The following is a 25,591-nucleotide window of genomic DNA, read 5'->3' on the forward strand; positions in this document are numbered from 1 at the left end:
GACCCGGCCGACCCTCCAGGGCGCCTGAGGCGCCGACCACCGGTTGGACTTCCCGTACGACCTGTTGGAGGTTCACCGCGAAGCCGTACGAAATCCTTCCCCGCGCCACCCGGCTTGATTAGCTTCCCGGCTGTACGACAGAACTCGGGAGGCTCAACTTGACCACGGACATTTCACGGCGACGGCTCTTCGCGCTCGGCGGCGGTGCGCTCGGCGCTGCGGCGGCGGGGTCGCTGCTGCCGCCCTCGCTGCAGGCCGCGATAGCCGCGCAGCCGGCACATGCGGCGGGGTCCGGAGGCCGTGACGGGCTCGGAGCCATCAAGCACGTGGTGATCCTGATGCAGGAGAACCGTTCCTTCGACCACTACTTCGGGACGCTCCGGGGCGTACGCGGCTTCGGCGACCGCAACGCCGTCGAGCTGCCTTCCGGCAGGCCCGTCTTCGAGCAGCCGGGCCCGCTGGGCACCAGCGTGCTGCCGTTCCCGGTGCGCGGTGCCGCCGAGACGCAGAAGAAGGACCTCCAGTACATCGGTGCTCTCGACCACTCCTGGAGCGGCGGCGGCAAGGCGTGGGCCGGCGGGTGGATGAACGGCTGGGTATCCGCCAAGACGGCCGCCACCATGGCCTACTACGACCGCCGTGACATCCCGCTGCACTACGAGCTGGCCGACACCTTCACGGTCTGCGACGCCTACCACTCCTCCATCCACTCCTCGACCAGCCCCAACCGCAACCACCTGTGGAGCGGGAAGACGGGCAACGAGCCGAATGGCAAGCGCGCCGTCGGCAACGACGCGTACGACGAGGGCACCCACCCCGGGTACGACTGGGGCACCTACACGGAGCGGCTGGAGAAGGCCGGGCGCAGCTGGCGCACGTACACCGAGTGGGAGAACTTCACCGACAACCAGATCGAGTTCTTCGCCACCTTCAAGGCCGTCGCCCGCAAGGTGCTGGCGAAGACCGGCGGGCACACGTACATGGAGTCGTTCTACTCCGCCGTGCGGGACGCGGACGCGGCCGGGCGGGAGCGGCTGTTCGGCCTGCTGGAGGAGGGTGTCGCCACCCTGGACAAGGCCGAACGCCGTCTCTTCGAGCGGGCGTTGCGCCGGGTGGAGACCGGAACGCTGGCCGACGAGTTCGCCAAGGACGTGGCGGCGGGCACGCTGCCGGAGGTCTCCTATCTGGTGCCCTCCGCCGTCGACTCGGAGCACCCGAGCGTCTCCTCGCCGGTCCACAGCGCGACGATCGTCTACAAGGTCCTGGACGCGCTGGGCAAGCACCCCGACGTGTGGCGGCACACCGCCGTCATCATCAACTACGACGAGAACGACGGCTTCTTCGACCACGTGCCGCCACCGGTCGCCTCGCCAGAGGTGACCGAGGAGCAGTGGGAGGGCAAGCCCACCGGTCTCGGCATGCGAGTGCCGATGCTCGTCGTGTCGCCATGGACCATCGGCGGCTACGTCTGCTCCGAGGTCTTCGACCACACCTCCGTGATCCGCTTCCTGGAGCGCTGGACCGGGGTGAAGGAACCGAACATCGGCGACTGGCGCCGCACGGTCACCGGCGACCTGACCTCTGCTTTCGACTTCTCGCGAGCACGTCGCCGACCTGAGACGGAGCGGCCGGGCGCCATTCCGCCGTTCAGTGGCCGCTGGTCGCCGATCCCGCCGCTCGTGCAGCACATGCCCGTGCAGGAGCCGGGTACGCGTCCGGCCCGTGCACTGCCCTACCAGCCGGACGCGCAGGCGAAGGCGGTGGATGGCGCGGTGCGGGTGGCCCTCAGCAACACGGGGCGCTCGTCGGCGCACTTCGTGCTGTATCCGTACGCGGGCGAGTTCCCCGTACCGCAGCACCGGGACGTGAAGGGCACGACGCAGTGGACGGTGCCCGTCACCGGCCCGGCGTACCGGTTCACGGTGACGGGGCCGAACGGCTTCCGCCGCGAGTTCGCCGGGTCGGCGAAGGACGGTGCTCCGGCCGAGGTCGCGTCGCGGGTCGACGCCCGTGAGCGCGACCTGCATCTCACGCTGCGCAACACGGGGCGGACGGCGCTCACCTTCAGGGTGCGGCCGCGGGGATACGTCGAAGAGGCGGACCTGCGCGACTGGACCAGGACCGTCAAGGTCAAGCCGGGGCGCAGCCGCACGGTGGTGCACTCGGCGGCCGACGCGCACGGCTGGTACGACCTGGACGTCACCGTCGACGGCGACGATGCCTTCCGGCGCCGGCTGATGGGGCACATCGAGAACGGCCGGGCGAGCGTCTCGGGCTGACCCGGGGCCGGACGCCGTGGCGCCCCTCGCCTCCGGCGGCCCGCCGTTCCGGCGTCGGGCCGGCGAGCCGGTCGAGGAACAGCGTCACGGGTACCCTCGCTACCTGCAAGGCGACCGTCCGGCGCACGTAAACAGCGAGGTGCGAGTCCGTATGTTCACCACCCGGCCCACCCTCCAGGGCACCTTCGGCATGGTGTCCTCCACCCACTGGCTCGCCTCGCAGTCAGCGATGGCGGTCCTGGAGGACGGCGGCAACGCCTATGACGCCGCCGTCGCCGCCGGATTCGTCCTGCACGTCGTCGAACCGCACCTGAACGGACCGGCCGGCGAAGTGCCGGTGATCCTGGCGCCCGCGGACGGCGAGGTCCAGGTGCTGTGCGGCCAGGGCCCGGCCCCCGCCGGGGCCACCGCCGCCCACTACCGCTCGCTCGGCCTCGGCCTGGTCCCCGGCACCGGTCCGCTCGCCGCCGCCGTGCCGGGAGCCTTCGACGCCTGGATGCTGCTGCTGCGCGACCACGGCACCAAGACCGTTGCCGAGGTGCTGCGGTACGCCATCGGTTACGCGGAGGACGGCCACCCGCCCGTGGAGCGGGTCGGCCGGACCGTCGAGAGTGTCCGCGAGCTCTTCGAGACGCAGTGGCCCACCTCCGCCGCCGTCTACCTGCCCGGCGGCGCCTCCCCGAGGCCGGGCGACCTCTTCCGTAATCCGGCCCTGGCCGCGACCTGGCGCCGACTGATAGCCGAGGCCGAGGAGACCGGCGGCGCGGACCGCACCGCCCAGATCGAGGCCGCCCGCGCGATCTGGCGCGAGGGCTTCATCGCCGAGGCGCTGGTCCGCCAGGCGGCCGTCCCCACCATGGACACCAGCGGCGACCGCCATCCCGGCACCCTCACCGCCGCCGACCTGGCCGGCTGGTCCGCGTCCTACGAGGCGCCCGCCACGTACGACTGGAACGGCTGGACGCTCGCCAAGGCCGGCGGCTGGAGCCAGGGCCCCGCCTTCCTCCAGCAGCTGGCCCTGCTCCCCGCCGAGCTGCCCCGCTACGGCTCCGAGGAGTACGTCCACCTGCTCATCGAGGGCTGCAAGCTCGCCATGGCCGACCGCGAGGCCTGGTACGGCGACGCGGACGAGGTGCCGCTCGCCACCCTGCTCTCCGAGCCGTACAACGCCGCCCGCCGCGCCCTGGTCACCGAGCGCGCCTCGCACGAGCTGCGGCCGGGCAGCCCCGACGGGCGGGTTCCCGTCCTGAGCGAGCACGCCCGCGCCGTGGCCGACGGCTTCGACGTGACGGGTCTCCCCGTCGTCGGTGCCGGAGAGCCGACGGTCGCGAAGGAAGGGGGGGAGCCCACGGCGACCGCGGACCGTACCGGAGAGCCGTCCGTCGGCGCGGACGGCGCCACCCGCGGGGACACCTGCCACGTGGACATCGTCGACCGCTGGGGCAACATGGTCTCGGCCACGCCAAGCGGCGGCTGGCTCCAGTCCAACCCGGTCGTCCCCGAGCTCGGCTTCCCACTCGGCACCCGCCTCCAGATGGCCTGGCTGGACGAGGGCCTGCCGAACTCCCTCACCCCCGGCCGCCGGCCCCGCACCACTCTCACCCCGACCCTCGCCCTGCGCGACGGCGTCCCCGTCATGGCGTTCGGCACCCCGGGCGGCGACCAGCAGGACCAGTGGCAGCTGCACTTCTTCCTCGCCGTCGCGCTGCGCGCCGAGGTCCGCGGCGGCCTCGACCTCCAGGGCGCCATCGACGCCCCGAACTGGCACAACGACAGCTTCCCCGGCTCCTTCTTCCCGCGCGGGATGCTTCCGGGCAGCGTCACCGTCGAGGCGGGCATGGACCCGGAGGTGGTGGCCGGGCTGCGCCGGCGCGGCCATGACGTCACGGTGGGCGACGCGTGGTCCGAGGGCCGGATGTGCGCGGTCGCCCGCGACCCGCGCACCGGGATCCTGTCCGCCGCCGCGAACCCGCGCGGAATGCAGGGGTACGCGGTCGGACGCTGACCGGCCACCTTCCCGTCACGACCGGGTCGTCGGCGCTCCGGCCACCCGTGCTTAGCTGGGGGCATGATCGATGACTTCCTCGCCGGGGACCTGACCGAGGTCGAGGCGGCGGTCCGCGCAGCGGCCGCCGCCGAGATCATGCCGCGCTTCCGGCAGCTCGCCGCCCACGAGATAGTCGAGAAGAACGGCCCGCACGACCTGGTGACCACCGCGGACCGGCTGGCCGAGGAGCACCTCACCGCCGCCCTGAGCCGGCTCCTGCCCGGCTCCGTGGTCGTCGGCGAGGAGGCGGTCCACGCCGATCCGGAGGTGTACGGGGCGCTGGGCGGCGACGCACCCGTATGGATCGTCGACCCGGTCGACGGCACCCGGCAGTTCGTCCGGGGCGAACCCGGCTTCTGCACCCTGGTCGCGCTCGCGCACCACGGCGAGACCCTGGCCTCCTGGACGTACGCCGCCGCCCTCGACGAGATGGCCGTGGCGGTACGGGGCCGGGGGGCGACGCTCAACGGTATAAGCCTGAAAGCCGGTTCGCCCGTGCCCGGCGAAGCCCTGCGGGTCGCGATGTCACACCCCGACTACACCACCGACGCGCAGAAGCGTGCCCTGCTGGGCCTGCGCACCGAAGGCATCGACGCCCGCCCCTGCGGATCGGCCGGCCTCGAATACCTCGCCGTCGCCCGCGGCACCCTGGAGGCGGTCGCCTTCAACTGGGAGTTCGCCTGGGACCACGCGGCGGGGCTCCTCCTGGTCACGGAGGCGGGCGGCGCGCAGTCCACGCTGTCCGGTGCGCCGTTCCGGATCGCCGGGGGCAACGACCTGCCCTTCACGGCGGCCCGCGACCGGGCGACGGCGGACACCGTGCTGACCGCGCTCCGCACCGGGGCCTGACGGGGCGGGGCCTGACGCACCGGGGCCTGAACGAGCGGTCCGCGCACCGGCCGCTCCCGACGGCTGATCAGTCCAGGAGGTCGCGGGTCAGCGCGGCGAGGCGCTCGCGGGCGCGCGGATCGTAGGCCTGCTCGTGGGCGGCCGTGTCGGTGAAGCGGTCGAAGTAGCGTCCGGTGACCTCGGCCAGCGCCGGATCGGTGATCAGCCGGACCGTGGGGCGTACGCCCTCCTCGACGGAGACCTCCGGGGTCAGGCCGTACTCCCGGACACCCCGGGTGTCCATCAGATGGGCCGGGTGCAGGGCGTTGAAGGTGACCCCGGTGCCGGACGTCTCCTGAGCGGCAAGATCGAACGTCGACATGATCATGGCGAGTTTGCTCCGGCAGTAGGCCTCCAGGCCTTCGTAGCCGCGCTCCATCATGACGTCGTCGAAGTCGACGGCCGACTGTCCCACCGACGCCACCTGGACGACGCGCGCCGGGGCCGACGCCGACAGCAGCGGAAGCAGCTCCCTGATCCGGCCTGATCCAAACGAAAGACCCTAGCCCTCATGGCAGCCAAGAGCGCCGCGCTGAAGGGCGCCGACCTCACCGTCGCCCAGTACGCGGCACTGTTCGCCCTCGCCGACCACCCCGGAATGCCGGGTGCCGCGCTGGCCAGGGTCTGCCTGGTCACCCCGCAGGCCATGGCGGCGGTGCTCAAGCACTTGGAGGAGCGCGGACTGGTCGTCAGGACCGTGCACCCGTGGCACCAGAAGATGCTGGAGACCCGGCTGACGGAGGCCGGTACCGAAACGCTGCGCCGGGCCGACGAGCAGGCGGTGCGGATCGAACGCCGCATCGCCGACGAGTTCACCCCGCAGGAGCGGGACGCCCTGCGGTCTCTGCTCAGCCGCTGCGTCGCGGCCATTCAGCGCGACTGAACCGCGCTCGGGCCTCGCTCAGGCCATGCTCAGGCCGCGCTCAGGCCGTGCTTCACCAGGCAGAACGGGTGCTCTTCGGCCCACCGCGGTTTGACGACACGCCCTAGGCGGACATACCGGTCAGCACCGCCCGTACGTCGTTCACGACCTCCCCGGCCGTCTCCACCGCCGCGGCGTCCAGACCCCGCAGCGCCTCGCCGGCCCGCTCAGCGAAGCCCGCCGGGGTGTCCGGCAGGGCGGCGGCCGCCGCCAGCGCGCCCTTCTCGTTGAGGCACCAGGTGCGGTGGTGGGCGTGCAGCGACTGGGCGAGGATGCCGAACGCCCGGGACAGGCAGAGCGACACGTGCAGCCGGTCACCGGAAGGGGCCGACTTGCGGGCCGACACCACCGAGAAGTCCGCCTCCCAGGCCGCGTCGGCAAGGGCCTTGCGCAGCGGCTCCGGATAGTCGAGCGTCTCGGCCCGAAGCCCCGTCAGTTCGTCCCGGGTGTCGGCGAGTACGTGGCCGAGGGCGACCTCGCCCGGATAGGCGGGGGACCAGAAGCCGAGCGGGTGGCCGGGCTGGACGCCCACCTCGTAGCGCCCCTGGCGGCAGTCGGACCAGACCGCCTCGACCCGGTCCAGATCGCGCAGGATCCAGTCCACCGGCGTGCCGTCCACCCGCAGCCAGGCCCCGCCGTTGACCCACGGCCCCCAGCCGCCCGGCCCGGCCACCTCGACCGGCGAACCCTGTACTTCTTGGGCCAGCGCGCTCAGCGCGGCCAGGTCCAACGCGCCCCGGTAGTAGAGGCCCAGGTCCCAGTCGGAGTCCGGGCGGTGGGTGCCCCGGGCCCTGCTGCCGCCCAGGGCGACGGCGTGGATCCCGGGTACGGCGACGAGCCGTTCGGCCATGGCGTCGATCCGCCGCCGCATCCCGGAATCCTCCGGGGCGGTCCCGGGGGCGGCGAGCGGGCCGGAGGGCGCTTGCGGGCGGGGGCCGGGGTGCGGCGGCCGCGCGGGGTTCGGAGTGGTCATCGAGCGGGAACCCTACCCGCGCCCGGACCACTCGCGCCTGTGAATATCCTGGGGCCTCCGACCGTCGGCTGACAAAGGAGTCCGAAGGTGCCGTCGATGCTTGACGCAGTCGTCGTTGGGGCCGGCCCCAACGGGCTGACCGCCGCGGCCGAACTGGCCCGCCGCGGTTACGCCGTGGAGGTCTTCGAAGCCGGGCGGACCGTCGGCGGCGGAGCCCGTACGGAGGAGCTCACGCTCCCCGGCTTCCGCCACGACCCCTGCTCCGCGGTCCACCCGCTGGGCATCGGCTCGCCCGCCTTCGATGCGATGCCGCTCGCCCGGCACGGCCTGGAGTGGCTCCAGCCCCGGCTGGCCCTGGCCCACCCGTTCCCGGACGGTTCCGCCGCCGTGCTGGCCGACTCGGTGGGGGAGAGCGCCATGTCCCTCGGGCCGCGTGACGCGGGGGCGTACCGCAGGCTCGTCGCACCGTTCCTCGGCCACTGGGACAGCCTCGCCCAGGACTTCCTGCGCACCCCGTGGGACGGCCTGCCGCACGACCCGTACCGCTGGGTGCGGTTCGGGCTGAACGCCATCCAGCCCGCCACCCTGCTGTCCCGCCGCTTCAGCGGCGAGAAGGCGCGCGGCCTCTTCGCCGGGCTCGCCGCCCATGCCATAGCCCCCACCAACGGGATCGCGACCGGCGGAATCGCCCTGCTCTTCGCGCTGGCCGCGCACGAGAGGGGCTGGCCGGTGCCGCGCGGCGGCTCCCAGGCCATCTCCGACGCCCTCGCCTCCTACCTGCGGGAGCAGAGCGGCGTCATCCACACCGGTACGGAGGTCAAGCGGCTGGACGAGCTCCCGCCGGCCCGCGCCTACATCTTCGACACCTCACCGACCGCGCTGGCCCGGATCGCCGGACTGGGCAACGCCTACAGCGGCTACCGCTACGGCGCCTCCTGCTTCAAGATCGACTACGCCCTGTCCGGCCCCGTTCCCTGGACCGCGCAGGAGGCCCGCCGGGCGGGCACGGTGCACATCGGCCCCACGGCCGGCGAGATCGACTCCGCCCTGCGCGCCGCGGTCACCGGCCGCGACCCGAGCGTGCCGTTCCTGATCACCGCCCAGCCCAGCCTCGTCGACCCGTCCCGCGCCCCCGAGGGCAAGCAGGTGTTCTGGGTGTACGGGCACGTACCGGCGGGCTGGCAGGGCGACGCCACCGAGGTCATCGAACGCCAGCTGGAGCGTTTCGCCCCCGGCTTCCGTGATCTGGTGCTCGCCCGCTGCGTGGCGGGACCACCCGGGATCGCCGCGCGCAACGCGAACTACGTGGACGGGGACATCGCCTGCGGCGCGTTCTCAGGACTGCAGACGGTGATCCGCCCCAAGCTCGCCCGGGTCCCGTACGCGACGGCGCATCCGGCGGTCTTCATCTGCTCCTCCGCGGCCCCGCCCGGACCCGGTGTGCACGGCATGTCCGGTCACCACGCGGCGAAGGCCGTATGGCGTCGGCTGCGGTCCCGCCCCTGACGCACCGCCCCCGTCTCACAGCACCGGGCCGGCGGCTGTGCGGCGAGCGTTACCGCCCGTGATCCGCCCGGGTCACACCGGTGTAATGGGCCATTCGTACCGTCGGGACCTCGATCCGATCCACGGGAAGGTCCCCCGGTGCCCCCAGAGAGCTCGTCGGCCGCCGTCACCCAGGTACGGACGGTCTGCTCGTACTGCGGGGTGGGCTGCGGCATGGTGCTCGACATCGGCTCGGGCCCCGACGGCCGCCGCAAGGTCCTCAAGGCGTCCGGCGACAAGGCCCACCCCGCCAACCGCGGCCGGCTGTGCACCAAGGGCGCGACCACCGCCGACATGCTCGCCGCCCCCGGACGGCTGACCACCGCGCTGATCCGGCCCGAGCGCGGCGCCGAGCCCGTACCGGCGGGCGTGGACGAGGCGATCACCGACACGGCCCGGCGGCTGCGGGCGGTCATCGACGAACACGGACCCGACGCCGTGGCCTTCTACGTGTCCGGGCAGCTGAGCCTGGAGGCCCAGTACCTCGCCAACAAGCTGGCCAAGGGCTTCGTCCGCACCAACCGCATCGAGTCCAACTCGCGGCTGTGCATGGCCAGTGCGGGCAGCGGCTACAAGCTCTCCCTGGGCGCCGACGGCCCGCCCGGTTCGTACCAGGACTTCGACCACGCCGACGTCTTCCTCGTCATCGGCTCCAACATGGCCGACTGCCACCCGATCCTCTTCCTGCGCATGATGGAACGGGTGAAGGCGGGCGCCAGACTGATCGTCGTCGACCCCCGCCGCACCGCCACCGCGGACAAGGCCGGCCTCTTCCTCCGGATCAGACCCGGCACCGACCTCGCACTCCTGAACGGACTGCTGTACCTCCTCCACGAGAACGGGCACACGGACACCGCGTTCATCGCGGAGCGCACCGAGGGCTGGGAGGCCATGCCGGAGTTCCTGACGGACTACCGGCCCGCCGCCGTCGCGGAGATCACCGGCATCCCGGAGGCGGACATCCGGCAGGCGGCGCAGTGGATCGGCGGCGCGGGGGAGTGGATGAGCTGCTGGACGATGGGGCTGAACCAGTCCACGCACGGCACCTGGAACACCAACGCGCTGATCAACCTGCACCTGGCCACCGGGGCGATCTGCCGCCCCGGCAGCGGACCCTTCTCGCTCACCGGCCAGCCCAACGCCATGGGCGGCCGCGAGATGGGCTACATGGGGCCCGGTCTGCCGGGGCAGCGGTCGGTGCTGGTGGACGAGGACCGCGCCTTCGCCGACGCACTCTGGGGCCTGGAACCCGGCACCGTGCGCGAGGACGGCTCCGGCGAGGGCACCGTCGACATGTTCCGGCGGATGGCGGCGGGCGAGATCAAGGCCTGCTGGATCATCTGCACCAACCCCGTCGCCTCCGTCGCCAACCGCCGGACCGTCATCGAGGCCCTGGAGACCGCCGAACTCGTCATCACCCAGGACGTGTTCGCCGAGACCGAGACCAACGCCTACGCCGATGTGGTGCTGCCCGGCGCGATGTGGAGCGAGAGCGAGGGCGTACTGGTCAACAGCGAGCGCAACCTCACCCTCGCCCGCCGGGCCGTGGACCCGCCCGGTGAGGCGCTGGCCGACTGGCGGATCATCGCGCGGATCGCCTGCGAGATGGGATACGCCGACGCCTTCGGCTACGGCAGTGCGGAGGAGGTCTTCGCGGAGATCAAGCGCGCCGCGAACCCGCGCACCGGCTACGACCTGCGCGGTGTGAGCTACGAGCGGCTGCGCACCACCCCCGTGCAGTGGCCCGCCCCCTCGGCCGACGGCCCCGACCGCAACCCGGTCCGCTACCTCGGACCGGACGGCGGCCCGGTGTTCCCGACCGCGAGCGGGCGCGCCGTCTTCTTCGCCCGTCCGCACGTGCCGGCCGCGGAGATGCCGGACGACGACTACCCGTTCGTCCTCAACACCGGTCGCCTGCAACACCAGTGGCACACCCTCACCAAGACCGGCAAGGTCGCCAAGCTCAACCGGCTCGATCCGGCCCCGTTCGTCGAACTCCACCCCGAGGACGCGCGACGCCTCGGGATCGCCGGGGGCGACTCCGTCGAGATCGCGTCCCGGCGCGGCCGGGCCGTGCTCCCGGCCGTCGTCACGGACCGGGTGCGGCCGGGCTGCTGCTTCGCACCCTTCCACTGGAACGACCTCTTCGGGGAGTACCGCTGCGTCAACGCGGTGACCAGCGACGCGGTCGACCCCGTCTCCTTCCAGCCGGAGTTCAAGATGTGCGCGGTGACGCTCGCCAAGGTCGCCCCCGTGCCCGGCGTCTCCGCGGCACCGGGCGCCGCCCCCGCCGCTCCCGAGGCCCCCGGCAGCGAACCGGCGCAGCCGCTGCCGGTTGCCACCGCGCGGCCGGGTGCCGGGGCCGTGTTCGGGCTGGAGGACGCACCGCCGCCGGTCCTCGCGGAGCACGAACGGCAGTACCTGGTCGGCTTCCTCGCCGGTCTGCCGTCCGGCACGCCCGGCGTCCCGGTGCTGCCGGCCGGTGCGCCGTTCACCGGGGAGCACGCGCGATGGGTGAACGGTGTGCTCGCCGGGATGTACTCACGTGCTCCGCAGACCACGGACGAACCCGCCGCGGCGGACCCCTCCGGCAGCCGCGAGGTGGTGGTGCTGTGGGCGTCGCAGACCGGCAACGCGGAGGAGTTCGCCACGACCGCCGCCGACCGGCTGACCGCCACCGGACACCGGGCCCGGCTCGTCGGCATGGCCGACGCGGACCCTCGCGCCCTCCCGCCCGCCGCCGACCTCCTGCTGATCACCAGCACCTTCGGTGACGGCGACGCCCCCGACAACGGGTCCGGGTTCTGGGAGGCCCTGACCGCCGCCGACACCCCGCCCCTGGACGGCACGCGGTACGCGGTCCTGGCCTTCGGGGACTCCTCGTACGACGACTTCTGCGGCCACGGCCGGCGGCTGGACCAGCGCCTCGACGAGCTGGGCGCGGTCCGGCTGGCCCCGCGCACCGACTGCGAACCCGACTACGAGCCCTCCGCCCTGAGCTGGCTGGACCAGGTGCTCACCGGCCTCACCGGCCAGTCGGCACCCGCCTCCCCGCTGCCAGACGTGGCAGCCGGCAGTGGCACCGCAGCGGCGGCCGTGCCCCTTCCCACGCCCGGCGCCAAGCCGGTGCCCGTCACGGCCCGGCTGGCCGGAAACCGGCTCCTCAGCCTCCCCGGCGCGGGCAAGGAGGTCCGCCGGTTCACCTTCGACACACGTGGCGCAGACGGCCCCCTCACCTACGAGGCCGGAGACGCCCTCGCCGTACACCCCGTCAACAGCACCGGCCTGGTGGCCGAATGGCTGGCGGTCACCGGCCTGGATGCCGACGCCCCCGTCGAGATCGCGGGGCTCGACGGAATCCCGCTGGCCGAAGCCCTGCACCGCCGGCTGGACATCACCGCCCTCACCCCCGCCCTGCTCGGGTTCATCACCGAACGGACCGGCGACCGGGCCCTGAAGAAGATGCTGCGCCCCGACAACAAGGGCGAACTGGCCCGCTGGTCCTGGGGACGCCAGGCGGTGGACGTGCTGGCCGAGTACCCGGTCCGCGCCGCACCGCAGGAATGGGCCGGCGTCCTCAGACGGCTCCAGCCCCGCCTGTACTCGATCTCGTCCAGCCCGCTCACCGACCCCCACCAGGTGTCCCTGACCGTCTCCGTCGTCCGGTACGAGAACCCGCGGGGCCGCCCCCGCAACGGGGTGTGCTCCGCCTTCCTCGCGGACGCGGCCCCCGACGCCCCGGTGTCGGTCACCGTGCGGCGCGCCCCGCACTTCCGGCCACCGCCGGGCCCCGACACCCCGCTGGTGATGGTCGGCCCGGGGACCGGCGTCGCCCCGTTCATCGGCTTCCTGGAGGAGCGGCGGGCCCGCCGCCACCGGGGACCCAACTGGCTCTTCTTCGGAGAACAGCACCGGGCCACCGACTTCACCTACGAGCAGGAGCTGACGGACTTCCTCGCCGACGGCACCCTCACCCGCCTGGACACGGCCTTCTCGCGCGACCAGCGCGCCAAGGTCTACGTCCAGGACCGGATGCGTGAACACGGCGCCCGGCTCTGGTCCTGGCTCCGGGACGGCGCCCACTTCCACGTCTGCGGCGACGCCGCGCGCATGGCCAAGGACGTCGACCGGGCCCTGCGCGACATCGCCGTCGCGCACGGCGGCCTCGACCAGGACGCGGCGGCCCTGTACGTCAAGCAGCTCGCCGCCGACAAGCGGTACGTCCGCGACGTCTACTGAAGCGGCACCGCTGAAGCCGCCCCGACGGTCCGGCCTCAGGCGGCCCGCGCGGGTCCGGCCCCTTCGACGTCGAAGGTCAGCTCGTCCTCGTAACACCACCACCAGGTCTCGCCCGGCTCGTAGGAGCGGATGAGCGGGTGCCCGGTGGCGGAGTGGTGCGCGGTGGCGTGCTTGTTGCGCGAGGAGTCGCAGCAGCCGACGTGGCCGCAGGTCGGGCACACGCGCAGGTGCACCCAGGTGTCACCCTTCGCGACACACTCCGTGCAGGAGTCGGCACTGTCCGGGGCGACCCGCCGCACCTGGTCCAGGTGGGAGCAGAGCGGCGGCGTCGCCTGTGCGTCCGTCATCGTCGGCCTCCTTCTCGTCGCTCCCCGCAGCGGCCCCGTTCCATTCTCGTGCGAAGTGCGGAACGGGGCGAGGGGAGAGCTCGAAGCGGGGCGGGCGGGAGCGGATCACGGCGGTGCAGGCAGCTCAAGGCTGATGTCGGATTCCCGCCAGCCCTGCCCGGCCGGGTGCCCCATGCTTGAACCATGCACACCGACACCGAGCGCTGCGTGCGGGCCGTCCGCTCCAAGGACTCCCGCTTCGACGGGTGGTTCTTCACGGCGGTCCTGACCACCAGGATCTACTGCCGGCCGAGCTGCCCCGTCGTGCCGCCCAAGGTCGAGAACATGACCTTCTACCCGAGCTCCGCCGCCTGCCAGCAGGCCGGATTCCGGGCCTGCAAGCGGTGCCGGCCCGACACCAGCCCGGGATCGCCCGAGTGGAACGCCCGCGCCGACTCCGTCGCCCGTGCGATGCGGCTCATCCGGGACGGGGTCGTCGACCGCGAAGGGGTGACCGGTCTGGCCACCCGGCTCGGCTACTCGGCCCGGCAGATCGAGCGGCAGCTGCTCGCGGAACTGGGAGCGGGGCCGCTGGCCCTGGCCAGGGCGCAGCGGGCACAGACCGCGCGGGTGCTCATCGAGACCACTGGGCTGCCCATGGCCGAGGTGGCGTTCGCGGCCGGGTTCTCCTCGATCCGCACCTTCAACGACACCGTCCGCGAGGTCTTCGCCCTCGCCCCGGGCGAACTGCGCGGCCGGGCCGCCAAGTCGGCGAAACCTCCGGCCACACCCGGTGTGATAGCGCTGCGGCTGCCCTACCGCGCCCCGCTCAACCCCAGCAACCTCTTCGGGCACCTCGCCGCGACGGCCGTCCCCGGCGTGGAGGAGTGGCGCGACGGCGCCTACCGCCGCACCCTCGACCTCCCCTACGGGCACGGCATCGTCGCCCTCACCCCGCACCCCGACCACATCGCCTGCCGGCTCTCGCTCACCGACCCGCGCGATCTCACCCGGGCCATCAGCCGCTGCCGCTGGCTGCTGGACCTCGACGCCGACCCGGTCGCCGTCGACGAACAGCTGCGCACCGATCCGCTGCTCGCCCCGCTGGTCGACGAGGCACCGGGGCGGCGGGTGCCGAGGACCGTCGACGGCGCGGAGTTCGCCGTACGGGCCGTCCTCGGCCAGCAGGTGTCGACCGCCGCGGCCCGTACCCACGCGGCCCGGCTGGTCACCGCCCACGGCACGCCCGTCGACGACCCGGAGGGCGGTCTCACCCACCTCTTCCCGGCCCCCGGGGCGCTCGCCGGACTCGACCCCGGTCAACTGGCCCTGCCGCGCAGCCGCCGCCGGACGCTCACCACACTCGTCGCGGCCCTGGCGGACGGTTCGCTGCGGCTCGGCACCGACACCGACTGGGAGAAGGCGCGGGCCGAACTGGGCGCGCTGCCCGGCTTCGGGCCGTGGACGGTCGAGGTCATCGCCATGCGGGCGCTCGGTGATCCGGACGCCTTCCTGCCGACGGACCTCGGCATCCGGCGGTCCGCGCAGCAGCTCGGCCTCCCCTCGACACCGGCCGCGCTCACCGCCCGTGCGGCGGGCTGGCGCCCCTGGCGGGCGTACGCGGTCCAGTATCTGTGGACCGTCGACGACCACCCCATCAACCACCTTCCGGCACAGGGAAGTTCATCGTGACCTCAGCACGCACCAGCACTGTCGCGGCGGCCCGGCGGCACACCGTGACCGACAGCCCCTACGGCCCGCTGACCCTCGTCGCCACCGACGGGGTCCTGGCCGGCCTCTACATGACCGGTCAGCGTCACCGTCCGCCCGAGGAGACCTTCGGCACGCCCGATCCCGGCCTCTTCGACGGGACGATCCGGCAGCTGGACGCCTACTTCGCCGGTGAACTGCGCGAGTTCGACCTTCCGCTGGACCTCGACGGGACCCCGTTCCAGCGCACCGTCTGGGCCGAGCTCCAGCGGATTCCCTACGGCGAGACGCGTTCGTACGGCGAACTGGCGGAGATCCTCGGCAAGCCCGGGGCCTCGCGCGCGGTGGGGCTGGCCAACGGCAAGAACCCGGTCGGCATCATCGTGCCCTGCCACCGGGTGATCGGAGCGTCGGGGAGCCTGACCGGCTACGGCGGCGGGCTCGACCGCAAACAGCGGCTGCTGGCCTTCGAGAACGGTACGCGGGACACCACCCCGGCGCTCTTCTAGTGCTCTTCCAGGTACGGGTGAGGGCTCCGCGCATGCCCGGAGCCCACACCCGTACCTGCCTCGGCCGGGTCAGCCGGTGAAGATCTCGATGACCGTCCAGATCGCCAGCCCCAGCATGCACAGGCCACCGACCCGCTGGACCGTCTTGAGGGGTACGCGCTTGGCGATGAACCGCCCGGCGAGCAGCGCCAGCGCCGATACGGACATCAGGGCCGCCGCGGACCCGATCGCGGTGGACCAGGCGCCGTTGCTCGCGGCCAGGTTGGCCGTCGTGATCTGGGTCAGGTCGCCCCACTCGCTGATGAACACCGCCATGAACGCGGTCGAGTACACCGGCCAGAAACCGGTCACGGTCTTCGGGGCGTCCTCGTCGTCGTCGTCGCCCCCGCCGGCCCGCAGGAGCATGAACGCCCCGAACGCGAAGAGCAGCGCCGAGACGAGCTTGACGATCCAGTCGGGCAGCAGCCCGAGCAGGCCACCCGCACCGACCGCGATGGCGACATGGACGATGAACGCGGACGACGTACCGAACCAGACGTAGAGCGGGCGCATGCGGGTGCCCATGGCCAGCGACGCGAACATCGTCTTGTCGGGGAGCTCCGCGAGGAAGATCAGCCCGAAAGCGGTGAGGATCGCCAGGGGGTCGAGATGCATTCCGGGTGGCTTTCTGTAAGAGCCGGGCCCCGGATCTTCCGCGAAGTGCCACTCGGGCTTTTCGGAGGACCACTCGGCCCGGCATGACGGCACCACCCGCGGGATGCGGGTGTGTCATACCTGACCGAAGGTCTCGCCCGTCCGTGACCATCCACGGACCCGGCCACCGGGAACCCGGAGGTTCCAGTGTGTCGACGACCGGTTTGCGGGGCTACTCCCCTTCGCAGCCCTCCACATTACCCCACCCGGCGGTGGGGGAGATCACCTGTTCGAGCCGGCGGGCAGTCCGTCCTCCAGCTCCGCCGCGCCCGCGCCCGAATCCAGCACCTCCAGCGCCGCCCGCACCCGCAGCCCGAGTCCGGCGGGCAGATGGCTGCCGAGTTCCGCCCGGTCGACCAGCTTCCACGACAGCAGTTCTTCCTCCTGAATGCGCACCGCCGCCAGCTGCCGCTCGTCGAGCACGCCGCCGTCGTATACGTAGGCGACGATCGGCGGGCGCGCGGTGCCGCGCGCCCAGTCGACCGCGAGCAGCCGGCCCGGCTCCAGATCGAGGCCGATCTCCTCGGCCGACTCGCGCCGGGCCGCCTGCCGGGGCGTCTCGCCGTCGGCCGACTCGATCGTGCCGCCCGGCAGGGTCCAGCCGTCCCGGTAGTTCGGCTCGACGAGCAGCAGTCGGCCCTCCGCGTCACGGAAGACGCAGGCGGCGCCCGCGAGCACCTTGGGGAGTCCGTCGATATACGTGGCGTAGTCATCGGTGGTCACACGAGCAGCCTAGGGTCTTTCCGGCGCGGGTCCAGGGCACGGACACCCATGGGCATGGAGCGGGTGATCCGGATAGGGTCGGGGCGGCGCGACTGCCTGTTCGAAAGCAAAGGGATTCAAGGTGACGGACGGAGCAGTGATGGAGACCGCACGCGTACTCGTCGCGGCGGACAAGTTCAAGGGCTCGCTCACGGCTGTACAGGTCGCGGAGCGGGTGACGGCCGGGCTGCGGCGCATCGCGCCCGAGGTGCCCGTCGAGACCCTGCCCGTGGCCGACGGCGGCGACGGCACGGTGGCCGCCGCGGTGGCCGCAGGGTTCGAGCGCCGCGAGGCGCGCGTGACCGGGCCGCTCGGTGACCCGGTGACGGCGGCGTACGCCCTGCGCGACACCACGGCTGTGGTGGAGATGGCCGAGGCCTCGGGCCTCCAGCACCTTCCCGAGGGGGTGTTCGCCCCGCTCACCGCGACCACGTACGGCTCCGGCGAACTGCTGCTCGCCGCGCTCGAAGCGGGCGCGCGGACCATCGTGTTCGGGGTCGGCGGCAGTGCGACCACGGACGGCGGCGCGGGCATGCTGGCCGCGCTCGGCGCACGGTTCCTGGACGCGGACGGCAAGCCCGTGGGTCCGGGCGGCGGCGGGCTCGCCGGCCTAGCCTCGGCCGATCTCGCCGGGCTCGACCCACGGCTCACCGGGGTCGACCTGATCCTCGCGAGCGACGTGGACAACCCGCTGACCGGGCCGAAGGGCGCCCCCGAGGTGTACGGGCGCCAGAAGGGCGCGACCGAGGAGGACATCGCGGTCCTCGACGCGGCGCTCACCCACTACGCGTCCGTGCTGGGACCGGACCACGCCCGGCTGCCCGGCGCGGGTGCGGCCGGCGGTATCGGGTACGGGGCGCTGGTCGCCCTCGGCGCGCGGTTCCGGCCCGGGATCGAGGTGATGCTCGACGTTCTCGGCTTCGCCCCCGCGCTGGCCCGTGCCACGCTGGTCATCACGGGTGAGGGCTCGCTCGACGAGCAGACCCTGCACGGCAAGGCCCCGGCGGGGGTCGCCGCGGCGGCCCGCGCGGCGGGTATCGAGGTCGTCGCGGTCTGCGGGCGTCTCGCGCTGCCCCCGGAGGCGCTCGGCCGGGCCGGGATCCGGCGCGCGTACGCGCTCACCGAGCTGGAGCCGGATCCGGCGGTGTGCATGGCGGAGGCGGGGCCGCTGCTGGAGCGGGCGGCGGAGAACATCGCCCGGGATTTCCTGCGCTGACCCGCTGGGAGGGCCATGCCGACCCTCCCGCAGCATCCTCGCAACGGCGGGGCCGGCCGCCGGACGGACGTCTCACGTGTCCGTCCGGCGGCCGGCCTGTTACGGGTCAGTCGGTGGTGGTGTAGGCCTCCAGTTCGGAGAGCTGCGCCGCCGGCCACCCGGTGTTGCCGGTGAACGTCAGCCGCAGATACCGGGCCGACGTGCCGGGCAGGGTGACGGTCGCCTTGTTTCCGCTCGACGGGTCGAAGGTGTAACCCGCAGAGCCCTTCAGCGAGTTGAACGTGTTGTTGTCGGTGCTGCCGGACACGCCCAGGGTCTGCGTACGGGTGGCCCAGGCCGCTGCCGGCGGCAGCTTCAGGACCAGTCGCTTGACCGCCTTGGCCGCGCCCAGATCGACCGTGATGGTCTGCGGGAAGGCGTTGTTGGTGCTCTCCCAGTAGGTGTTCGCGTCACCGTCCACGGCCCTGGACGCGCCGTACACATCCGCGTGGCCGGACTCGGTCACGCTGTGGCCCCGGGCGAGGTTGCCCGTCTCTGCGGGCGGGTCGGTGGGCGGATCGGTCGGGTCGGTGGGGTCGGTCGGGTCGGTCGGCGGGTCCGTGGGATCCGTCGGGCCGGTGCCGCCCTGCGGCACACCGCCGTTGGTCCACACCGGGGCCGGCCAGTTGCCGGTGCAGGCAGGCGGGTCGGAGTACCAGCCGGAGTTGCCGGCGCCCCGGGTGATCTGGAAGCCGCTGCCGACGCAGTTGTGGATCGGGTTGGACTGCGCGATGTGGGTGGCCACCACGTTGGTGAAGGTGGCCGTGCCCGGCGACTGGATCTGGAGCGCGTAGGTACCGGCGCCGTCGATCTTGATGTTGTTGAAGTGCAGCCCGTTGGTCGCGCCCTCGATGAGGTGGATCGCGGCGTAGGAGCTGTCGAGTATCTCCGTGTCGGAGATGTTGACGGTGGCGTTGATGGGCTCGTTGAGCCCGCTGAACCAGATCGCGCCGACGCCGAACTGCCAGTTGTAGTCGTTGTTGCCGGTCCGGATCAGGGTGTTGCGGGCCGCTGTGGTGGTGCCTGAGACAGCGGTTCCCTGACCGGAGTTGACCCCTGGATAGCGGTTGGCGATGTGCAGGCCGCCGCCGTTGGTGATGGTGTCCGACATGACGTTGTCGGAGATCGTGATGTCCTTGCCGCCGTACGTCACGATGTTGTTGGCGAGGATCGGCAGGACCACGGTGTTGAACGTGAACTTGTTCTTCACGTTCGGGACGTTCTCCGCCCACATCGCCAGTCCGTCGTCGCCGGAGTTGCGGACGAAGGTGTTGGTGACGGTGGAGTTGGTGACGCCGTAGTGGAAGTTCACGCCGTCGGCGGTCTGGTCCAGGATGCGGCTGTTCTTGATGGTGAGGTTGTCCATCGGACCGTCCATCCAGGCGCCGCACTTGGTGTGCTGCATCCAGATGTTGTCGACGGTGGAATTCGACAGGGCACCGCCGATGGCGTTGACCTGGTCGTCGTCCACCCGCTCCTGGATGTCACCGATGATGGCGAAGTCCTTGAGCGTGACGTTGCTGCTGCCGCCGTCCCTGGCGTACTTCCCGTAGACGCCGACGGCCTTGCTCCGGTTGACGGGATCGCGTCCCGTCAGCACGGAGTACCAGGGACCGGCGCCGCGCAGCGTCACCTTGTCCACGACGATGTGGTCGCGGACCTGGAAGGTGCCCTGCGGGATGTAGACCTCCTTGCCCTGCGCCTTCCCCGCGTCCACGGCCGCCTGGATCTTGGCGGTCGAGTCCGCCGCCCCGGTCGGGTCGGCGCCGAAGTCGGAGACGACGTCGAGTGCGCCGGAGGGCTTGGCGGTCGGTGCGGCCACCTGCTCGAAGTCCGCCAGGTCGATGGTGAACGACGGTGACGCGGAGGTGGAGGAGACCTGCAGCCGGACCTTCGTACCGGCGGCGAGGGTCGACCCGAACATCGTCCGGGCCTCGTCGTAGAAGTGGTGCGGGTTGGTGTCGCCCGGGTTGTTGTTGAAGGGATAACCGCCGTAGTACCAGCCGTACTTGGAGGTGACGGGCACCGACTTCGGTGATGCGCCGTTCACCAGCACGTTGATCGAGGCGTCCCGGCCCGATCCGGCGGCGCTGTCCGGCAGCGAGTAGCGGAAGGACATCGCGTTGGCGGGTGCGGTGAGCGTGAACTCCACGTACTCACCGACCGCGTCCAGCGTCACGGCCTGCCGGCCGGAGGCCTCTGAGGGCAGCGTGCCGTACAGCCGGTTCGGGCCGATCAGCGTGCCGTTGGTGGCCGCGTACTCGGCTTCCTGCTCCTTGAACGGAACGGTCGCGCCGCGACCGGGAACCGCGACGGGGGAGGGGGCGGGGACCCCCGCCGCCTGGGCGGCCGGAGCGCTGGACAGGACCACGGCGGCAGCGGTGCCGACCGCGGCGAGTGCCAGCGAGAGAGAGGCGGATATGGAGCGTCTGAGCAACTGGCGTCTGGGAGTCGAGGTCACTTATCAGTCGTCCTTGCGGCTCGTGGGGGCACTTCGGACGCCCCACAGGCTAGGAGTGATGCCGCAAGGAAGTCCATGCCGATGCGCAAAATTCTGCTTGTGCTACTTAATTTTGTGACTCAAACCTGTGAATAGGGTGCGACATGCGGTACTTGGTCGCCTGCGGTGAGGGAGAACGTGAGGCCCAGGCGTGGGCTGCCCAGGTGGCTCACGGGTCGTGGCTCCTGTGCAAAAGATTTGCATCCATGCGTAAAAAGTGGCAGGCGTGGGTCGCGGCGGACCGGAGACCTTCCGGTAGCGCAATCACCCGAACGAGGGACCGCGATGTTCCCCGGGTATCACTAGCATCTGAGGCAGGACGCCCATGGGCGTACAGCCGGGCGGGGGAGTCGGTTCATGCGGGTACCGGAGTCCGTGGTGTACGGATTGGTGCTGGGCCTTGTGGTCCTGTCACCGCTCATCGGCTTCGGCCGGGCCAAGTGGCTGGCGGTGCTGAGCCTGTTGAACATCGGGGAGTACCGGGTGCTCGTGGCGAGTGACCCGTTCACGCTGGTGGTGGCGGTCACCGCACTGCTCGGAGCGATGCTGCTGCTCGCGGAGATGACCGCGCCGAGGCGGCTGTCGGGGACCCTGTGGATGGTCGGCGGGCTGCTGGTCGCGCTGGCCGCCGCCCGGCAGTCGGAGACCGCCGCGCTGATCGTGCACGCGAGACCCTGGGTGGCGATCTCGACGCTGGTGGCGGTGGCCGTACTGGCGCTCCGCGCGCGGCGGGCGAGACTGATCGCGCACGATCCGTCCGAGGGCCTGCGGGGCATGTGATGGGGCAGTCCCCGTCCACCCCGCTCCAGATCGCCATGCTGGTGCTCTTCGTCCTGCCGGGCGTCACCTACCAGTTCCTGCGGGAGCGCTGGCGGGGCCCGGTCCCCGGCGAACGCGACCTGGGGGAGCGGGTGTTGCGCGCCGTGGCGGCGTCCGTCGTGCTCGACACCCTGTATCTGGTCGCGGCAGGGCCCCGGTTGGTGCGCTTCGCCCGGCACGCCGGAGCGGGCGGCGGAGAGGCCGTCGCGCAGCAGCCCCGGACGGCCGGGCTGCTGGCCCTGGTGCTCTTCATCGTCGTGCCGGGGGTGGCCGCGGGCGGTGTCACCTGGTGGCAGCGGCGGCGGCGGCCCGCGCGCTACCGCTCGACGCCCACCGCCTGGGACCATCTGTTCCGCAGGTCCGGCCCCTGCTTCGTCCGCATGCGGCTGCGGGACGGCGCCTGGGTGGGCGGCTGGTACGGGGGCCGGTCGTACGCCACCTCGTATCCGCAGGCCCCCGAGATCTACCTGGAGACGGCGTGGCTGATGAAGCCGGACGGCGGCTTCGTCCGGCCCGTCCGGGACAGTGCCGGGATCCACATCAGAGCGGCGGACACCGATGTGCTGGAACTCCTCGCCCCGCCGTCCACCGCACCCCCGGACCCCCCTGCGGCGACCCTCCCGGCCGCCCGCGTCACCGAGGAGCCAGGATGACCGCACCCCGGGCAGAAGAGCCCGAACCCACCGCGTTCGAGAAGAAGTTACGGCTGAGGGGCGGAGGGGATTTCCGGGGACACACGCCGGTCCTCTCCATCCCGGAACCGACCCGGGGCCCCTCGGACCGGGCGGGGGTCTCCTTCCCGGCGCGGGACGCCGACGCGACCGTGCCGCCGCCGGAGAACCCGGAATCTCCGGAGCGATCCGGCCTGTCCGGCGATCCGTCCGGGCCGTCCGGTCCACAGCCCGCCGGGTCCTGAGCCGCCGGTCACCGCGCGGTCAGCATCCGACGTGCAGATAACTCGCCCAGAACTGCGGCAGATTGGGACACAGCTCACGGACCGCCAGGGTGGCGCGCCGCACCGCGGCCGCCGCGTCGACCGGCGCGCCGGACCGTACCGCCTGCGCCAGCGACGCGTAGACGTTCTCGGCGAACACGGAGCTGACCTCGTCCTCCACCCGCCACAGCGTCGCGATGACCTGCCGGTAGCCCGCCAGTTGGAAGGCCGAGGCGAGGTGGATGGCCTCATCGGCATGGCGGGGCGCGGTGCGGGCGGTGTCGCACGAGGACAGATAGGCGAGCTCCGGGCTGCCCAGCTCCAGCCGCGACACGTCCTCGACGGTGAGCAACTGCCGCTGGTGATCGTGCAGGAGCAGCCCGCTGCGTGAGGGGACGTCGGGATCGGTCGCCGTGTGGCAGGCGAAGTGCGCCCAGGCATGGTGGGGGAGCGCGCTCAGGACCCGCTCCCGGGTCGCGTCCGCGTCGGTGAGGCGGACGGTCCCCGGGAACAGCCCCCGCACCATCCGTGCCTCCGCCTCCGCCCCGGCGAGCGGCCCCGCTCCCGGCGTGCTGGACATGGCGACCGCGAGGGGCACCCGCCGTCGGGCCGGAACGGCTCGGGAGGTCCGGGCCGTCCGGGCGGTGGCCAGGGAACGCATCGTGGGCGTGTAGGACGAGATCACCCGGTCGAGCAGGGAACGGGTACCGCCCCGGTGCCCCGCCGCGTGGACGGGCAGCAGCGCGAGCGACCCGGTGGGCACCCACCACACACGCGGCAGCCCCGGCCCGCGATGTGCGCCGTGCAGATCCTTCAGGCCGTTCAGCACCGGTTCTGCCAGGGCGTCCCACAGCCAGCCGAGCACCTCGTGCACCGCCGCCGCCCGCTCCGCCTCGCCCCCGTACCCGGCGGCCAGGGCGGCGTCCAGCGTGCGCTGCCGGTGCTCGGCCTCGTCCGGGGTGACCCGCAGCGGGACGGAACGGATCCCGTCGGGGGCGACGATGACCGCGTCGGAGCGGAACCGGCTCACGTTGAGATACACGACGGCGCCCTCGGCCGCCCCGGCGAGCAGGCGCTGCGGGGACGGCGGCCCCGCGAAGTCCGCGAGCCCGTCGAGCGCCCGGATCTCGCGCAGCAGCACGTCCCAGCGCTCGCCTTCCGCACGCCGCCGGGAGCGCGCGTCCGCGGCATCGCCCGCGGGCCGCTCGGCGCGCCCCTCGGTGAGGGATGCCCGCAGCTCCTCGAACTCCCGGGCCAGCGAGGGGTTCCGGTCCCGCAGCTCACCGATGTCGGAGCGCAGGTCCAGCTCACGCGACAGCAGCACCCCGCGCCCCAGCTCCAGCATCGCCACCGCCCGCTCCGGCGCACCCTCGAACAGGGCACACGCCGCGGCGTCCGCAGCGATACCGCTGTACCGGCCGAGCCGGTCCTCCTGGTCCGCCCGGCGCAACTCGCGGCCGGCCAGCCGGGGGAGCAGCGCGATGACGGTCTCGAACGCCGTCATCGCGTCCCGGTAGCGGGCTCCGGAGGCCGCGATGTCGCTCCAGAGCAGCCCGGCCCGCATCCGTGTCGGGACGTCGGCCCTCGGGTGGGTCGCCGCGGCCCGTGCCGCGTCGAGGGCCAGGTCCAGCCTTCCGGTGCGGTCGTCACCGGCTGCGGAACCCCCGCCGTCACCGGCCGTGGGACCCGCTCTGTCGGCTGTCCCGCCCGGTGCGCGGGCCGTGTCGTACTGGCCGCGGTCGCGAAGGGCCAGCGCCGCGACGAACTGGTACACCGCCCGTTCCGGGGCATCGGTCGGCGCCGTGCTCAGGGCTCGCTCGCTCAGGCTGATCGCCTCGTCCAGATCGTCCGTGGCCGGCGCGCGCTCCGCGCCCGCCCGCAGCCCGTGCCGGGTGCGCAGAGCCAGGCCGAGGTTGCTCAGGCACGTCCCGTACAGCGCCTCGCCCGGTGCGATCGTCTCCAGCGCCTCCCGCCCCGTCCGCACGGCCCGGTCGATGTCCACGAGGTCCCCGGTGCGCTTCCCGCGCTGCACCAGCAGGTAGCAGAGGGTGGCCCGGTCCGCCGCGCGCCGGTAGCCGCGTCCGTCGGACCAGTCCACCGCGGCCGACACCTGGGCGACTGCCTGTTCCAGGACATCCATGTCATCGGTGCGCAGGAACTCGCTGTGCAGGGCGGCGCCGAGCTGGCCGCAGGTTCCGGGGAAGTGAGGACTGCGGGACGGGACGAGCCGTACGGCCTCGCGGCCGGTGGCGACGGCCCGCGTCAGATCGTCCGCCGCGCCGAGATGGTCGTAGCGCAGCCGCAACGCGGTGCTGAGCTGGCAGAGCATCCGGCCCCGGGCCTGGCCGGCGCCTCGGGCCCGGCTCGCCCGCCCACCGGCTTCGATGGCCTCGTCGAGGTCCTGGAGCCGCCCGAGCCGCTCGTACCGCATCCGGGCCGCCCGGATGAGGCCGGTGACGTGGACGAGGTGGTTGGCGTGTCCCACGCTCTGCCGGGTTGCGGTGCGGAAGTCGTCCACGGCCGAGTCCAGGACCGCCAGATCGTCGGATACGGCGAAGCTCCGCAGTCGGTCCTCGCCGGCGGCCGCGTGCTCGTTCGCTGCCAACGGATTGTTGTCCGGGTTGGCACGCTGCTCCGCGCTGGTCAGCTGGAGGCGTGCGACGCCCGCGAAACCGGCCACCATCGCGGAGACGTAGGTTGACGGCCCGTACCAGGCGGGGGTGGAGCCGGGGAAGAGCCAGATCCCTTTCTCCACCATCTGTGAGACGACGAAACCGAGGATGCCCCAGGGGGTGCGGCCGCTCGCTCTGCCGACGAGCCGGTCACCGGCGCAGAAGAAGAACAGCATCACCAATGTGCCGAGCACACCGATCGCCAGTGGCCAGTCCGACATCCGCTGAACTCCCCCTCTTTCCGTTCACGCCGGGTCGCGACGGCGCTTCCGCGCTGGCACCGTACCGCCTGGCCCAGCGGGAAATCGGCGGAGTTTCCGTATGGGGGACGGCCGCAATGGGGGTGGTATTCGGCCACGTGTACGCAATCGGAATCAGGGGTTTCACATCGGAGATTGAATGCGAAAGTTCATTCGGGCCATTCGCTTTATTCGATTCATTCGTTCCAATCGGAACCTTTCGTCCCGGCCGGGTATCTGACCAGCAGTACGTTCCGTGCCCCGATCAGAGGAGCTGTT

The 25,591-nt window shown here is 72.4% G+C and carries 17 protein-coding genes and 1 pseudogene; 11 read left to right on the top strand and 7 right to left on the bottom strand.

Translation table 11 applies throughout. From position 1 onward, the window contains the following. Positions 1-158 precede the first annotated feature (158 nt). From OG892_RS33690 to OG892_RS33700, 3 genes are all read left to right on the top strand, one after another. The gene (locus tag OG892_RS33690) at positions 159-2,279 is read left to right on the top strand and encodes a phosphocholine-specific phospholipase C (RefSeq protein WP_371631065.1); all 2,121 of its coding nucleotides are present in this window, start codon (positions 159-161) and stop codon (positions 2,277-2,279) included. Positions 2,280-2,430: 151 nt separating this feature from the next. Then, positions 2,431-4,284: a gamma-glutamyltransferase family protein gene (locus OG892_RS33695; RefSeq protein ID WP_371631066.1), complete on the top strand. Its 1,854-nt coding sequence runs from the start codon at positions 2,431-2,433 to the stop codon at positions 4,282-4,284. 63 nt (positions 4,285-4,347) lie between these two features. Next, on the top strand, positions 4,348-5,175 hold the full coding sequence (locus OG892_RS33700) for an inositol monophosphatase (RefSeq protein ID WP_371631067.1): 828 nt from the start codon (positions 4,348-4,350) through the stop codon (positions 5,173-5,175). A gap of 67 nt (positions 5,176-5,242) precedes the next feature. On the opposite strand, the pseudogene OG892_RS33705 reads toward OG892_RS33700, so the two are convergent. Next, positions 5,243-5,689: pseudogene (locus OG892_RS33705) on the bottom strand (3-oxoacyl-ACP reductase); the annotation flags it as partial. Between the two features lie 36 nt (positions 5,690-5,725). Between OG892_RS33705 and OG892_RS33710 the strand changes: the two are divergent. Continuing rightward, positions 5,726-6,097, top strand: coding sequence for a MarR family winged helix-turn-helix transcriptional regulator (locus OG892_RS33710; protein WP_073734192.1), 372 nt, complete (start codon positions 5,726-5,728; stop codon positions 6,095-6,097). Positions 6,098-6,200: 103 nt separating this feature from the next. On the opposite strand, the gene OG892_RS33715 is transcribed toward OG892_RS33710, so the two are convergent. Continuing rightward, positions 6,201-7,007 carry a nucleotidyltransferase domain-containing protein gene (locus tag OG892_RS33715; RefSeq protein WP_371631735.1) on the bottom strand — a complete coding sequence of 269 codons (807 nt, stop codon included), beginning with the start codon at positions 7,005-7,007 and terminating at the stop codon, positions 6,201-6,203. Positions 7,008-7,196: 189 nt separating this feature from the next. On the opposite strand from OG892_RS33715, the gene OG892_RS33720 reads away from it, so the two are divergent. Continuing rightward, on the top strand, positions 7,197-8,615 hold the full coding sequence (locus OG892_RS33720) for an NAD(P)/FAD-dependent oxidoreductase (protein ID WP_073734194.1): 1,419 nt from the start codon (positions 7,197-7,199) through the stop codon (positions 8,613-8,615). Positions 8,616-8,828: 213 nt separating this feature from the next. Continuing rightward, positions 8,829-12,893, top strand: coding sequence for a molybdopterin-dependent oxidoreductase (locus OG892_RS33725; RefSeq protein WP_371631736.1), 4,065 nt, complete (start codon positions 8,829-8,831; stop codon positions 12,891-12,893). 35 nt (positions 12,894-12,928) lie between these two features. Here the strand turns inward: OG892_RS33725 and OG892_RS33730 are convergent, their stop codons facing one another. Then, entirely contained in the window at positions 12,929-13,240 is a 312-nt protein-coding gene (locus tag OG892_RS33730) for a UBP-type zinc finger domain-containing protein (protein ID WP_073734196.1), read from the bottom strand. Positions 13,241-13,423: 183 nt separating this feature from the next. Between OG892_RS33730 and OG892_RS33735 the strand changes: the two genes are divergently transcribed. Both OG892_RS33735 and OG892_RS33740 read left to right on the top strand, forming a co-directional pair. After that, positions 13,424-14,911, top strand: coding sequence for an AlkA N-terminal domain-containing protein (locus OG892_RS33735; RefSeq protein WP_371631068.1), 1,488 nt, complete (start codon positions 13,424-13,426; stop codon positions 14,909-14,911). Beyond that, positions 14,908-15,438: a methylated-DNA--[protein]-cysteine S-methyltransferase gene (locus OG892_RS33740; RefSeq protein ID WP_073734198.1), complete on the top strand. Its 531-nt coding sequence runs from the start codon at positions 14,908-14,910 to the stop codon at positions 15,436-15,438. The genes OG892_RS33735 and OG892_RS33740 overlap by 4 nt, the downstream gene beginning before the upstream one ends. A gap of 69 nt (positions 15,439-15,507) precedes the next feature. Here the strand turns inward: OG892_RS33740 and OG892_RS33745 are convergent, their stop codons facing one another. Together OG892_RS33745 and OG892_RS33750 are read right to left on the bottom strand one after the other, a co-directional pair. Then, complete coding sequence (locus tag OG892_RS33745) at positions 15,508-16,092, bottom strand: TMEM165/GDT1 family protein (protein ID WP_371631069.1); 585 nt, start codon at positions 16,090-16,092, stop codon at positions 15,508-15,510. A gap of 261 nt (positions 16,093-16,353) precedes the next feature. Then, positions 16,354-16,854, bottom strand: coding sequence for an NUDIX hydrolase (locus tag OG892_RS33750; RefSeq protein WP_073734200.1), 501 nt, complete (start codon positions 16,852-16,854; stop codon positions 16,354-16,356). A gap of 139 nt (positions 16,855-16,993) precedes the next feature. Between OG892_RS33750 and OG892_RS33755 the strand changes: the two genes are divergently transcribed. Continuing rightward, positions 16,994-18,109, top strand: coding sequence for a glycerate kinase (locus OG892_RS33755; protein WP_371631070.1), 1,116 nt, complete (start codon positions 16,994-16,996; stop codon positions 18,107-18,109). A gap of 106 nt (positions 18,110-18,215) precedes the next feature. Here the strand turns inward: OG892_RS33755 and OG892_RS33760 are convergent, their stop codons facing one another. Beyond that, on the bottom strand, positions 18,216-20,609 hold the full coding sequence (locus OG892_RS33760) for a discoidin domain-containing protein (RefSeq protein ID WP_371631071.1): 2,394 nt from the start codon (positions 20,607-20,609) through the stop codon (positions 18,216-18,218). A gap of 396 nt (positions 20,610-21,005) precedes the next feature. Here OG892_RS33760 and OG892_RS33765 point away from each other — a divergent pair, with 396 nt between their 5' ends. Next, a complete protein-coding gene (locus OG892_RS33765) occupies positions 21,006-21,428 on the top strand; it encodes a hypothetical protein (RefSeq protein WP_328864740.1) in 423 nt (140 codons plus the stop codon). After that, entirely contained in the window at positions 21,428-22,120 is a 693-nt protein-coding gene (locus OG892_RS33770) for a DUF6338 family protein (protein WP_371631072.1), read from the top strand. The genes OG892_RS33765 and OG892_RS33770 overlap by 1 nt, the downstream gene beginning before the upstream one ends. Before the next feature lie 282 nt (positions 22,121-22,402). On the opposite strand, the gene OG892_RS33775 is transcribed toward OG892_RS33770, so the two are convergent. Next, a complete protein-coding gene (locus tag OG892_RS33775; RefSeq protein ID WP_371631073.1) occupies positions 22,403-25,294 on the bottom strand; it encodes a CHAT domain-containing protein in 2,892 nt (963 codons plus the stop codon). Positions 25,295-25,591: the final 297 nt, after the last annotated feature.

It is taken from the genome of Streptomyces sp. NBC_00341 (assembly GCF_041435055.1).
Lineage (GTDB): Bacteria > Actinomycetota > Actinomycetes > Streptomycetales > Streptomycetaceae > Streptomyces.

What these genes read in the sequence shown, in the direction of transcription:
- OG892_RS33695 (WP_371631066.1), top strand. Translation starts at nt 2,431, where the DNA reads ATGTTCACCACCCGGCCCACCCTCCAGGGCACCTTCGGCATGGTGTCC.
- OG892_RS33700 (WP_371631067.1), top strand. Translation starts at nt 4,348, where the DNA reads ATGATCGATGACTTCCTCGCCGGGGACCTGACCGAGGTCGAGGCGGCG.
- OG892_RS33710 (WP_073734192.1), top strand. Translation starts at nt 5,726, where the DNA reads ATGGCAGCCAAGAGCGCCGCGCTGAAGGGCGCCGACCTCACCGTCGCC.
- OG892_RS33715 (WP_371631735.1), bottom strand. Translation starts at nt 7,007, where the DNA reads ATGCGGCGGCGGATCGACGCCATGGCCGAACGGCTCGTCGCCGTACCC.
- OG892_RS33725 (WP_371631736.1), top strand. Translation starts at nt 8,829, where the DNA reads ATGGTGCTCGACATCGGCTCGGGCCCCGACGGCCGCCGCAAGGTCCTC.
- OG892_RS33730 (WP_073734196.1), bottom strand. Translation starts at nt 13,240, where the DNA reads ATGACGGACGCACAGGCGACGCCGCCGCTCTGCTCCCACCTGGACCAG.
- OG892_RS33735 (WP_371631068.1), top strand. Translation starts at nt 13,424, where the DNA reads ATGCACACCGACACCGAGCGCTGCGTGCGGGCCGTCCGCTCCAAGGAC.
- OG892_RS33745 (WP_371631069.1), bottom strand. Translation starts at nt 16,092, where the DNA reads ATGCATCTCGACCCCCTGGCGATCCTCACCGCTTTCGGGCTGATCTTC.
- OG892_RS33755 (WP_371631070.1), top strand. Translation starts at nt 16,994, where the DNA reads ATGGAGACCGCACGCGTACTCGTCGCGGCGGACAAGTTCAAGGGCTCG.
- OG892_RS33765 (WP_328864740.1), top strand. Translation starts at nt 21,006, where the DNA reads ATGCGGGTACCGGAGTCCGTGGTGTACGGATTGGTGCTGGGCCTTGTG.
- OG892_RS33770 (WP_371631072.1), top strand. Translation starts at nt 21,428, where the DNA reads ATGGGGCAGTCCCCGTCCACCCCGCTCCAGATCGCCATGCTGGTGCTC.
- OG892_RS33775 (WP_371631073.1), bottom strand. Translation starts at nt 25,294, where the DNA reads ATGTCGGACTGGCCACTGGCGATCGGTGTGCTCGGCACATTGGTGATG.